At 59.5% G+C, this 12,175-nt stretch carries 10 protein-coding genes and 1 other RNA gene (1 of these 11 cut by a window edge); 7 read left to right on the top strand and 4 right to left on the bottom strand.

Annotation, left to right across the window (positions count from 1 at the left end; translation table 11 throughout):
• The first annotated feature begins 420 nt into the window (after window positions 1-420).
• The gene (locus tag BN1012_RS10515) at window positions 421-1,428 is read left to right on the top strand and encodes an ArsR/SmtB family transcription factor (RefSeq protein ID WP_043949585.1); all 1,008 of its coding nucleotides are present in this window, start codon (window positions 421-423) and stop codon (window positions 1,426-1,428) included.
• Window positions 1,428-2,324 (top strand): methylenetetrahydrofolate reductase [NAD(P)H], encoded by an 897-nt coding sequence (gene metF / locus BN1012_RS10510; RefSeq protein WP_043949584.1) that lies wholly within the window; start codon window positions 1,428-1,430, stop codon window positions 2,322-2,324. Before BN1012_RS10515 ends, metF begins: the two co-directional genes overlap by 1 nt.
• A 266-nt stretch (window positions 2,325-2,590) precedes the next feature.
• Here the strand turns inward: metF and BN1012_RS17715 are convergent, their stop codons facing one another.
• The 3 genes from BN1012_RS17715 to BN1012_RS10495 form a co-directional block, all read right to left on the bottom strand.
• Complete coding sequence (locus BN1012_RS17715) at window positions 2,591-3,175, bottom strand: hypothetical protein (protein ID WP_197538299.1); 585 nt, start codon at window positions 3,173-3,175, stop codon at window positions 2,591-2,593.
• 77 nt (window positions 3,176-3,252) lie between these two features.
• Window positions 3,253-3,930, bottom strand: a complete 678-nt coding sequence (locus tag BN1012_RS10500; protein WP_043949582.1) for an SDR family oxidoreductase — start codon at window positions 3,928-3,930, stop codon at window positions 3,253-3,255.
• 3 nt (window positions 3,931-3,933) lie between these two features.
• Window positions 3,934-7,563, bottom strand: a complete 3,630-nt coding sequence (locus BN1012_RS10495) for a hydantoinase B/oxoprolinase family protein (protein ID WP_043949581.1) — start codon at window positions 7,561-7,563, stop codon at window positions 3,934-3,936.
• A 115-nt stretch (window positions 7,564-7,678) separates the two neighbouring features.
• On the opposite strand from BN1012_RS10495, the gene BN1012_RS10490 reads away from it, so the two are divergent.
• From BN1012_RS10490 to BN1012_RS10475, 4 genes are all read left to right on the top strand, one after another.
• Window positions 7,679-8,353: a molecular chaperone DjiA gene (locus tag BN1012_RS10490; RefSeq protein ID WP_043949580.1), complete on the top strand. Its 675-nt coding sequence runs from the start codon at window positions 7,679-7,681 to the stop codon at window positions 8,351-8,353.
• Window positions 8,354-8,441: 88 nt separating this feature from the next.
• A complete protein-coding gene (locus BN1012_RS10485) occupies window positions 8,442-9,317 on the top strand; it encodes a DMT family transporter (RefSeq protein ID WP_043949579.1) in 876 nt (291 codons plus the stop codon).
• 4 nt (window positions 9,318-9,321) lie between these two features.
• On the top strand, window positions 9,322-10,200 hold the full coding sequence (locus BN1012_RS10480) for a DMT family transporter (RefSeq protein ID WP_081826331.1): 879 nt from the start codon (window positions 9,322-9,324) through the stop codon (window positions 10,198-10,200).
• Between the two features lie 24 nt (window positions 10,201-10,224).
• Window positions 10,225-10,968, top strand: coding sequence for a peptidoglycan recognition protein family protein (locus BN1012_RS10475; RefSeq protein WP_043949578.1), 744 nt, complete (start codon window positions 10,225-10,227; stop codon window positions 10,966-10,968).
• Here BN1012_RS10475 and BN1012_RS10470 read toward each other — a convergent pair.
• Window positions 10,958-11,962 (bottom strand): quinone oxidoreductase family protein, encoded by a 1,005-nt coding sequence (locus tag BN1012_RS10470; protein WP_244442890.1) that lies wholly within the window; start codon window positions 11,960-11,962, stop codon window positions 10,958-10,960. The genes BN1012_RS10475 and BN1012_RS10470 overlap by 11 nt on opposite strands.
• Before the next feature lie 77 nt (window positions 11,963-12,039).
• On the opposite strand from BN1012_RS10470, the gene rnpB reads away from it, so the two are divergent.
• Window positions 12,040-12,175, top strand: an RNA gene (gene rnpB, locus BN1012_RS17215) — RNase P RNA component class A (it continues 344 nt past the right edge of the window).

The following is a 12,175-nucleotide window of genomic DNA, read 5'->3' as shown; positions in this document are numbered from 1 at the left end:
TTTATGTACATCGTCACCTAAGGTTGCTGCGTCTTGGGACCCTGCGAAGCGCACGTGGGTATAGCAAGGGGATCACGTGCTGTTTTCAATGGGCCGTTTGGACTATGGGCTTAGCGACCTGCCTTACCCGAGCAACATTGAGTGTGTTCATCATTATCGCCGATTCTTAGCTATCATATGGGGGGGCAGCCCGCCATAAACGAAATAGTGTGCTCTGAGAGACCCTCCAAAATGTGGCGGAAATGTCGCGTTCTTGAGCCCATCCGGGTGGTCTTTGCCTGCAAAACAGCTTGATTTCCAGCCACTTGCCCACCGGTGATGCATTTACGTGCCGTAAGGCATATTCATTGCTATTGGACATGCACATATCTTTATATAGTCTGCGGTAAGCCGAACCGGTCGGCTGATCAGGAGCAAACCATGGAAACATTGTTGCAGGTGCTGCGCGCGGCGGGGGAAACGACCCGCCTGCGTCTGCTCGCCATCCTGAGTGAGAGCGAACTTTCAGTCTCTGAAATCACCCATGTTCTGCGTCAGAGCCAGCCGCGCGTCAGCCGGCATCTCAAGCTGTTGTCAGATGCGGGACTGATTACCCGGTTCCGCGAAGGCAGCTGGGTGTTCTACCGGCTGGAGACACGCGGACCTTTCGGTCAACTGGCCCATACCTTGATGGATTTCCTGCCACCGGATGACCCGGTGGTGATGCGCGACCGTGAGCGCCTTGCAGATGTTCGCGCGGAACGGTCCGAGCTTGCTGCTGAGTATTTCAAGCGCAATGCAGCCGAGTGGGGGCAGGTCCGTGCACTTTATGTGTCTGAGAAGGACGTGGAAGCGGCGGTTACCGCCATGGTGGGTGATGAAAAGGTATCCGTCCTGGTCGATCTTGGAACCGGGACAGCACAGATGCTGGAGCTGCTCGCTGGTGTAGCCGATACGGCGATCGGCTACGACACCAACCACGACATGCTCAACATTGCCCGCGCCAATCTGGAGCAGAAGGGGCTGTCCCATTGCCATGTGCGTTATGGCGACATTCTGTCCATGCCCGAGCCTGCCGGGTCAGCCGATATCGTGATCATCCACCAGGTCCTGCACTATCTTGATGATCCGCGCTCTGCCGTCCAGGAAGCCGCCCGCCTGCTCAAGCCCGGGGGCCGACTTTTGATTGTGGATTTTGCTCCGCACGAAATCGAAGCGCTGCGTGAGCGGCATGCGCATCGCCGGCTTGGCTTTCCGCGGTCCGAAATGGCTGACTTTGTCAGCGCGGCGGGCCTTGAAATGGCAGCGGTGCGCGATCTGGCGCCAGGCGAAGACGACACAGCACAACTTACCGTATCAATCTGGCTGGCCGCGAAAGGCGCGGCAGGAGATGCCCTTGCAACTCCGTCCCGGCCAGGGACCAAACAGTCCGTGAAGGAGAGCGCCTGATGGCGACGCGTACCGACGACCAGTCTTCTGAAAATCCTATTGAGGTCTCTTTCGAGTTCTTTCCGCCAAAGACGGAAAAGATGGAACAGACCCTGTGGGCTTCGATTGAGAAGCTTGCACCGCTGAACCCCCGATTTGTGTCGGTCACCTATGGGGCAGGCGGCTCCACGCGGGAGCGTACGCATTCCACAGTGAAGCGCATTGTGGATGAGACCTCCTTGAAGCCTGCGGCCCATCTCACCTGTGTTGAAGCGACGCGTGAAGAGATTGACGGTGTCATTCAGGACTACTGGGACGCGGGCATTCGGCACATTGTGGCCCTCCGCGGGGATCCGCCCTCCGGCATTGGGGAAAAATACGTCCCGTTTGAAGGGGGCTACGCGAATGCAGCGGAGCTTGCGGCGGGCATCAGCAAGATCGCGCCCTTTGAGATTTCAGTCGGCTGCTATCCTGAAAAGCACCCCGAGAGCGCCTCGTTTGATGCGGATATTGATCTGCTGAAAGCCAAGATTGACGGGGGCGCGACGCGTGCCATCAGCCAGTTCTTTGTCGAGACCGACAATTTCCTGCGCTTTGTTGATCGCGCCCGTAGCGCGGGCATCGATATTCCTATCGTGCCGGGCATCATGCCGGTGGGGAATGTTGCGGGATATCTGCGCATGTCGGCTGCGACAGGCACAAGCGTGCCGGACTGGTTCAAGGAACGGTTTGACGGGTTGGATGATGACCCGGAAACGCGCCAGCTGGTGGCGTTGTCGGTGGCTGCTGAACAGGTTCAGAAGCTGGCGGATCAGGGCATTCAGCAATTCCACCTCTATACCCTCAACCGGGCAGAGACGGCGTTCGCGCTGTGCCACATTCTCGGCGTGCGTCCGGACAAATCTCTCGCTGCCTAGGTGGAAACCCAGTCGCAGCAGGAGACCTGTCCGGGGTCGCTGAATGTGTGGATCGGGCTTAGATCAAGCCGAAGATGACAGCACCGACAAACGCAAAACTTGCGCTTGTGAAGAACCAGAGTGCCGCATGTCTCGAAGCGCGTGCAGTCATGTGAGGGGCCTCCCGCATTAGCCTCTTTGGACTCAAAGCGTGACAGTCCGATTGCAGCTTGGGAAGCAGGATTCGTCGCTGCGGCGCACCCTTACAGTGCAGGTGCGAAGAAGGCCTATGCCGCCGGACGGCCACCTCCGCCACCCGGTTTGCCGCCTTGGCCGCCACCGGGACCGCCACCCGAACCGCCGCCCTGTCTGCCGCGGCCGCTGGTGCGAGCATCGATATTGAGCTGGGTAAACAGTTCGTCCCGCGTGACGCGGCCATTGTTGTCCTTGTCAAAGCTTGCGAACAGCATGTTCAGGCCGTTTGAAAACTCGTCCGCCTCGATGGCCAGCGAGTTGTCTGTATCGAAGCTGGCAAGGCCCTGCACCGGGTAGCGGGCGCCAAGGGCTGTCTGGGCCCAGTCCGCAAACTCAACGCCGCTGACGATGCCGCCATTGTCGCGATCGATCTGGGCAAACAGAATTGAGGTGGCCTGGGTCAGCTCATCACGGTCTGTTTCCAGATCACGATTGGTATCCATATCCGCCAACAGCAACCCGGTCGGCTTTACCACGATTGCGCCATGCTGGAGGCTTGGATCGCTGTTGCCCTGACTGCGGCGATCATCCCGTTTTCCGCCGGGACCGCCGCAGGCTGCGAGAACAGTCGCGCTGAGCAGAACAATGGAAATCTTCGACAGGTTCAAAAAGGTCACGTTTTCCCCCAGAAAGCTCTGATGCAATCAAGTTGAACGCGGGGGCCCCGAGTTTCCGTCGGCAGGGGGCAAAAAACCTACCAGGGGTGCGTTTCGCCATTCCATTGGATGAAACTGCCGGTCTGCGCCAAAGTCAGCCCATCAATGACGTTCCGGATGCCGCTCGCGCTTTCTTCGGGCGTGATGGATGCGCTGGGGCCACCCATATCGGTTTGCACCCAGCCTGGATGCATGGTGATGCAGGTGATGCTGCGGGGTTTGAGATCGTGCGCCATCAGCTGGACCACCTTGTTCACGGCGGCCTTGGTGCTTCGGTAGGGGTAGGACCCCTGGGTATCACGAAGGAGAGAGCCCATCTGGCTGGAGATGGTTATGACCTTGGCGCCCTCCACCAGATTGCCGGCAAGTGCTTCCGTCACGCGCATGGGGCCAAGGGTGTTGATCGCAAAGGCATTGGTCCACGCGTCATAATCCATGTTGCCGAACGAGAACTGGTCGCCCAGGACGCCCGCATTGTTGATGAGCACATCTATGGGCGTATCACCCAAGGCACTTGCAAACGCGGACACAGACGCACCATCCGACACATCAAGGATCGGGGTGGTAACCGCATCTGATCCCAATTCCGCCTTGAGAGCATCCGCCGCGTCCTGGGTCCGGCAGGTGCCGATGACCCGTGCGCCCTGCGCTGCATACTGGCTCGCCAGTTCGCGACCAATGCCGCGGCTTGCTCCGGTGATGACGATGGTCGTCATGCGCTAGTCTCCTGATGGATGGCCGAACCCGCCGCCGCCGGGCGTCTCGATGATGATGGTGTCATTTGTGTCCATGTCTGCGGCGTCGCATGCGGCCAATGTCTCACGATGCCCGTCAGCGCGCTCGACTGCATTGCTTCCCGGCAAAGCCGCGCTGCCGCCTTTTAGTCCAAAGGGGCGCGTGCTGCGTCTGCCGGACAGAATGGAGACAGACATTTTTTCCCGGAAGGTGATTTCGCGTATGACGCCGTTGCCGCCTTTGTGTTGACCATCGCCGCCTGACGCCTCGCGGATATCAAAGCGACGCAGCAGAACCGGGAAACGCCCCTCCAGCACTTCAGGGTCGGTCAGGCGGGAGTTTGTCATGTGGGACTGGACGGCACTTGCGCCATCGAAAGTTGCCCCGGCCCCGGAGCCACCCGCTATCGTCTCGTAGTACTGATAGGTATCATTGCCGAATGTCAGGTTGTTCATGGTGCCCTGTGCTGCTGACATGACACCCAATGCCCCGAAGAGCGCATCGGTGATGGCCTGGCTGGTTTCCACATTGCCCGCGACCACGGCGGCTGGGTGCTGCGGCTTGAGGAAACACCCATCGGGAATAATGAGCGTAATCGGTTTGAGGCAACCGGCATTGAGCGGAATGGCGTCGTCAACGAGGCACCGGAAAACGTAGAGCACCGCTGCACGTGCAACTGCGTCGGGTGCATTGAAATTGCTTGCTACCTGCGCGCTGGTGCCCGTGAAATCAATCGTGGCGGCGCGTGCGTCTACGTCAATCTCAACTGCGAGTTTGATGGTGGCGCCGTTGTCCATCGTCAGCTCAAACGTGCTCGGCTTGAGTGTCGTGATGACCCGGCGCACGGCCTCTTCCGCGTTGTCCTGCACATGACCCATATAGGCCCGCACCGCTTCGAGGCCGAATTGGGCAACCATTTTGCGCAGCTCCTGAGCGCCTTTTTCACAGGCCGCAATTTGGGCGCGCAGGTCGGCGATGTTCTGATCCGGATTGCGGGCCGGGTAGGGGCCTGATGTCAGGAGTGCGCGCATGGCGTCCTCCTGGAAGACATCGGCATCGACCAGTTTGAAGCCGTCGATGAGGATGCCTTCTTCTTCTACTGTCCGGGAGTTGGACGGCATGGAGCCGGGGGTCAGGCCGCCAATGTCTGCGTGGTGGCCGCGTGCGGCGGTGAAGAACAGGCGTTTGGACCCGGTATCATCAAAGACCGGCGTCACAACCGTAATGTCTGGCAGGTGGGTGCCGCCATTGTAGGGGGCGTTCAAAACAAACACGTCGCCGGGTTGCATGTCAGGGTGTTGCTCGATGACGCTTTCAACCGTCGCGCCCATGGACCCTAAGTGCACGGGAATGTGCGGAGCATTGGCAACCAACTGGCCATCTCGGTCGAATATCGCGCAGGAGAAATCCAGCCGCTCCTTGATGTTCACCGAATGGGCCGTCTTTTCGAGGGTGAAGCCCATCTGTTCGGCAACGGACATGTAGAGATTGTTGAACACTTCCAGCATCACCGGGTCAGCTGTTGTGCCCAATGCTTCCGCGCGTTGTTTTTTCTGTGTGCGCGTGAGGATCACATGATTGAGCGGTGTCACATCCGCGCGCCAGCCGGGTTCGATGACGATTGTCTGGTGAGGCTCAATCAGGATGGCTGGTCCCGACACAAATGTACCCGGCGTTGCGTCCGCGCGATCAACGATGGGGGCATCGTGCCAGGCACTTTCCATGTACACGCGCGCGGTCTCTCTCGCAGGCGCTGCGACCTGCGAAGACATTTCTGCGGCTTGTTCTTCCGCCGGGCGTGGCTCAGCGCCGATTGCTTCCTGTGCCGCTGCTTCAAGTGTGATGGCATGGTCCGGTGAAAAGAACCCGAAGCGAGCGCGGTGGGCGTCTTCCAAAGATGTGGTGATAGCGCTGATGCTGCCAAAGGGGATTTCAAGCGCTGTGTCGGTGCCCTCGTAGCGTGCATGCACGGTTGGCTGCAGGGAGATGTGATCGGTGGAGACGCCCTGCGCTTCAACTTCAGCTGCAGAGGTCTGGCCCAGGCGGTCCAGCAGGGCGGATAGCTTTGCATGACCTTCTTCGTCGAGCCGTTCGTTCAAGGCTTCGGCCCGGGTAGCGCGAATGTCCGCCAGGCCCATGCCATAGGCTGACAGCAGCCCGGACATGGGGTGGATGATGCAGGTTTCCATGCCCAGCGCATCAGCAACGAGGCATGCGTGTTGACCGCCAGCGCCGCCGAAGCTTGTGAGGGCATAACGGGTTACGTCATACCCGCGCTGCACAGAAATCTTCTTGATGGCCTGCGCCATGTTCTCCACGGCGATCATCAAGAAGCCCTGAGCGATTTCCTCCGGTGTCGATTGTGTGTCGGTGGCAGACGAAATCTCCGACGCGAGGTGTTTGAATTTTTGCGTCACCGCATCAAGGTCCAGTGCTTCATCCGCATTGGGACCAAATATCTTGGGGAAGTGATGCGGCATCAGTTTGCCGGTCATCACGTTGGCGTCCGTCACCGTCAGGGGGCCGCCGCGCCGATAGGCTGTGGGGCCGGGGTCTGCGCCGGCGCTGTCAGGCCCAACGCGCATGCGGCTGCCATCAAACTGCAACAGTGACCCACCACCGGCGGCGACCGTGTGAATGCGCATCATGGGGGCCCGCATGCGTACGCCGGCCACTTCGGTCTCAAAGGCGCGTTCAAATGTGCCGTCGTAGTGGCACACATCGGTTGAGGTGCCGCCCATGTCGAAGCCGATGATCTTGTCATGACCTGCGAGGTGACTTGTCTCTACTGCGCCAACCACGCCACCTGCCGGCCCCGACAAAATGGCGTCCTTGCCGTGAAACAGATCAGCGTCGGTCAGGCCACCAGATGACTGCATGAACATCAGCCTGGTGCCGGTGGCTTCGCGATCCAGTGCTGTTGCTACCCGGTCCACGTAACGCCGCAGGATGGGAGAGAGATAGGCGTCCACCACGGTCGTGTCGCCACGGCTGACGAACTTCATCAGCGGGCTGGTGCCATGGCTGGTGGATATCTGCGTGAAGCCGATCTCCCGGGCGATGTCGGCAAGCCGCTGCTCGTGGGCCTGATAGCGGTAGCCATGCATCAGGCAGATCGCGACTACGCGTGTACCCTCGTCGAACACAGCCTGCATGTCCGAGCGGGCGCGGGCTTCATCCAGGGGAATGAGAACTTCGCCGCTGGCGGAGTAGCGTTCTGTTGCTTCCACCACATGGGCATACAGAAGCTCCGGGAGTTCAATGGCGAGTTTGAAGATGTCCGGGCGCGCCTGATAGCCAATGCGCAACGCATCCTTGAAGCCTTTGGTGGTGACAAACAGGGTGCGCTCGCCTTTGCGCTCGAGCAGGGCATTGGTGGCGACAGTCGTGCCCATCTTTACTGCACCGATTTCGCCAGCAGGCAGAGCTGCGTCTGACTCAACGCCAAGAAAACGCCGGATGGCCTCCAGCGCAGCATCTTCATAGTTGTCGGGATTTTCGGACAGCAGTTTGGCCGTTTGCAGCTGGCCATGTGGATCGCGTGCAACCACATCCGTGAAGGTGCCCCCACGGTCGATCCAGAAATCCCATTTTGAACTGCTGTGCTGTGTCATTGGAGACGGTGATACTGCGTTTTGAGGCTCAGGGCGAGATGGGTGCTCTGCATTTAGGGGATGCGGCGCCGTGTGCAATGTCGCATCGCCGCCCATGCCTCTATACAGTGCCCCCATGAGTCTGTGGGATCGCATCGCGGGGACGGCGCAGTCCGTCCTTGAAACACTGAAGAGCCTCGTCGGTAGCGGCGAAGGTGCGTCTGGTGTTGCCTTCACCATTGCGGTAATTGCGCTCTCCGCCAAGATGGCCAAGGCGGACGGCATCGTGACACCGGATGAGGTCGAGGCCTTCTCACAGGTTTTCACCGTAGAACCCGGCGACGAAGCGCATGTAGCCCGCGTCTTCAATCTGGCCCGACAGGACGTGGCGGGATTTGAAAGCTATGCCCGGCAGGTGGCCGGCATGTTCAAGGACCGCCCCGGCGTGCTTGAAGATGTGGTCGACGGCCTGTTTCACATCGCGCTGGCTGACGGCGTCGTCCATGACGATGAACTGGCGTTTCTGAAAAAGGTCTCGGCGATCTTCGGGTTCTCAGATTTCGAGTTTGCCCGTATCCAGGCCTCCAATACGGGCAAGGCTGTGGCTGATCCCTTCCTGGTACTGGGTGTGACGCCGGATGCAAGCAACGCCGATCTCAAAAAAGCCTATCGCCGGGCGGTGTCGGAAAATCATCCTGACAGGATGATGGCGCGTGGCGTGCCGGAAGAATTTGTTGCACTTGCGAACGACAAACTGGCCGCCATCAATACGGCGTGGGCGGAGCTGAAAAAGCAGCGCGACATCACCTGACCGGGCTTCAAGGGGACATGGAGCACGGCTGCGTTGCGAAAGTGTCGCTCGCCGGTTTGCGGGTCCACGTGTTAGAGCGCTGGGTATTATGACCCTGCCGCATCTCATCCTTATTCTGGCGATCTGCCTTGCCTGGGGCTTCAACTTCGTTGTCGCGAAGTTCGGAGTCGTCGAGGTATCGCCGATGATGCTGACGGGCTCGCGCTTCGCGCTCCTGTCGCTGGCGCTCATTCCGTTCCTCAAGATCGTGCCCGGCCAGATGTGGCGCATCTTTGTTGTGGCGATGACCATGGGCGGGATTCACTTCGCGCTGATGTTCGCGGCTCTTGATATCTCTGACACGGTTTCTGTGGTTGCCATTGGCGTGCAACTCAATGTGCCCTTTGCGACACTGCTCTCTGTTTTCATTCTGCACGAGGCCGTCGGGTGGCGGCGCTGGCTGGGGATGGGTATTGCGTTTTCCGGCGTTGTCCTCATCAGCTTTGATCCGGCGGTTTTCAATTCACTTGGCGGTATGGCGCTGGTGATTACGGCTGCCTTTATGGCAGCCGTCGGCATGGTCACCATGCGGCAGCTTGCGGGCGTGGGTGTCTTTACCCTTCAGGCGTGGATTGCCATTTTCTCTTGGCCGCCCATGTTCCTGCTCACGGCGCTGATCGAGCCGCACGAGTTTGCCGCTACGCTGAATGCGAGCTGGTTGGCGTGGAGTGCCATTCTCTACACCGCCGTTGGCGCGAGCCTGTTCGGCCACGCGGCCATGTTCTACCTGCTGCAGCGCTATGAAGTGTCGTTGATCTCACCGATCACGTTGCTGGCGCCGGTCATTGGTGTCTTTTTCGGCGTCACCCTGTGGGGTGATGAGTTGTCGTGGCGCATGGTTGTGGGCGGGATCATGACGCTGGCCGGTGTGCTGGCGATTGCTCTGCGCAAACCGCCGGATCCTGCGTCAGCGCAGGAGGCCTGAGCGTATGACGACGCCGCATCTAGCCTTCATGGTCCTGATCAATCTGATCTGGGGGTTCGCGCTTGTCGCGGGCAAGGGCTCGCTTGAGCATTTTCCACCATTCTTGTTCATGGCCATCCGCTTTGGTCTGGTGGCGCTCGTGCTGCTGCCGTTCCTCTCCATTCACTGGGGGCGGATGCGCGACGTCATGCTGATTGCCCTGTGCGCGGGACCCATCGGCTTTGGGTTCTTCTTTGCCGGTCTCGCCATTGCTGAGGCCTCGGTGGTCGCCATTGCGTCTCAAATGGCGGTTCCGATTTCGACTATCTTCTCGGTCATGTTTCTGGGTGAGAGAATACGGTGGCGGCGGTGGCTTGGCATCACGCTCGCCTTCCTGGGCGTCATGGTCATCAGCTTTGACCCACGGGTGTTCAGCTACATCGAAGGTCTGATTTTTGTTCTGTGCTCGGCCATTGTCGGCTCGTTCGGCACAATTTTGCAGCGGCGGATCAAGGGTGTCGGCACGTTTGAGCTGCAGGCATGGGTCGCGACTGTCGCACTGCCGTTTTCACTTGCGGCCACATTCCTGTTTGAGACCGCAGACCCTGTTGCCCTGATGGCAAGTGCTGACTGGATTGAGTGGGGGGGCATCATCTATGTCGCCTTTGCCTCCAGCCTTGTAGGGCATGCGGGCATCTATTGGCTGTTGCAGCGCTATGAAGTGTCGCAAACGGCGCCCTATACCCTGCTTGCGCCGCTGTTCACAGTGACCTTCGGTGTCTGGCTGCTGGGAGACATGTTAACCGAGCGTATGATCTTTGGTGGTTTGATCACACTCGCAGGTGTGCTCATTATCTCCCTGCGGGAGAAAAAGTTCACGGAGCGCGTGACGCGCGGAGCCTAGGGTTGGGCTCAGAGGGTAAGATCAATGGATATCGCCGGACACTGGTCGCCGAATTTTGATACGCGTGCTGATAATCGGGCACCGGACATGGTGGTGATCCATTACACTGGCATGGACACGGCGGAAGCAGCACTTGAGCGTCTGCAAGATCCCGAAGCCAAAGTCTCTGCGCACTATCTCATCGACGAAGCAGGGCGAGCCTACGCGCTTGTGCCCGAGTTCGAGAGGGCCTGGCATGCGGGCGTGTCGTCATGGGAGGGGGAGACGGACGTCAACTCACTCTCCATCGGCATTGAGCTGGCCAACACTGGTCACGAATTCGGCTATCCGGATTTTCCCGCCGCCCAGATCGCGACGCTTGTGGATCTGATGGCGGAGATATTCAGCCGGTGGCCGATGGAGCCGGGCAGGGTGGTTGGACACTCCGACGTGGCGCCCGGCCGCAAGGCTGATCCAGGCGAAAAGTTCCCCTGGAAAACACTAGCGGATGCAGGCTTTGCGCTTTGGGTCGAGCCCGCACCGCTCGCAGCCGGTCCCACACTTGGGCCCGGGGACAGTGGCGATGGCGTGCGCGACCTGCAGTCCGCGCTGGCACTGGCCGGGTATAGCATTGAGGTGGATGGCATTTACGGCGAAACAACGCTGGAGACTGTCACAGCCTTCCAGCGCCGCCAGCGGCCCGAGAGTGTCGATGGCATTGCCGATCTATCCACCCTCAAGACGCTGGCTGCTTTTCTGGCTGTCCTGAAAAGTCCGTCTACGGAATAAGAAGCACGCGACCGAAGGCCTTGCGGCTTTCGATGTGTTCGTGGGCGCCTGCGGCATCCTTGAGCGCGTATTCGCTATCGATCACGACTTTCAGTTCGCCCTTGGCAACAGCATCAAGATGCGTTGCCACAAGGTTGTGCATCCGGTCGGTGAAGATTTCAGCGCCCTGGAATACGCCGGTGATGGAGCGGTTGCCTTCACGCAGCGTCGATAGATCAAACTTGATGAACTCGCGACCAGCGTCACCAACGGTTGAGACGCGCCCGCGATAGCCCAGCGCATAAATGCTCTGCTGCAATGTGGGGCCACCGACAGGGTCCACCACCACATCAATACCTTTGCCGCCGGTCAGCTTCTTGGATTCTTCCACGAGGTCCTGCTCGACATAGTTGATGCCGTGATCAAGTCCGAGCGCCTTCAGCTTTTCGAGCTTGGCTTCAGAGGATGCTGTGGCGATCACCGTTGCGCCCGCGCGCTTGGCCAGCTGGATGGCGGCAATGCCAACGGCACTGGCACCGGCCTGAATTAGCGCTGTCTCTCCGGACTTGAGACGCCCGAACTCAAACAGGCAGTCATCCGCCGTGCCAAACGGGATGGGCACAGCCGATGCCTGCTTCATGTCCATGCCCTTTGGAATTTTCCAGGCGGTCTGCGGCAGGGTGAGGCGTTTTTCTGCATGGCTGCCGTGGAAGTTGATGCACACAACTTCGTCGCCGGGGGCAAAGCCTGAGACGTTCTTGCCGACTTCGAGCACCACGCCAGCGGACTGGTAGCCGACAATATGCGGGTTGGCGGCAAGATCTCCGCGCAGGCGGTTCAGCGTGTCGCCGCCTTCAATGGAAATGACCTTGTTCTCGACAAGAATGCCGTCATCGAACATGTCAGGGTCCGGCACGTCTTCATATTTGAGGACGGAGGGGGGGCCGTTTTCGTAATAGACCGCAGCTTTCATGATGGGCGTTTCCTTGGTTTTGAATGTCTGACGTTGGGTCACATGGTGGCTTCACGTCAGGGTGCAAGATGCCAATCAGCTTGACCAGTGCTGCGCCCTTAAGGCTTATAACCAACGCGTCAGATGGCCGGATGGTCGCTGGTCTGCTTGCAGACTGGAGGAAAGTCCGGGCTCCACGGAAGCACGGTGCCGGATAACGTCCGGCGGGGGCGACCCCAGGGAAAGTGCCACAGAAAGCAAACCGCCTTCTTTGGA

The sequence above is a fragment of the Candidatus Phaeomarinobacter ectocarpi genome, assembly GCF_000689395.1.
In the GTDB taxonomy this organism is placed as follows: domain Bacteria; phylum Pseudomonadota; class Alphaproteobacteria; order CGMCC-115125; family CGMCC-115125; genus Pyruvatibacter; species Pyruvatibacter ectocarpi.
Note: the sequence above shows the minus strand (reverse complement) of the source record. Positions and strands in the feature narration are given on the sequence as shown.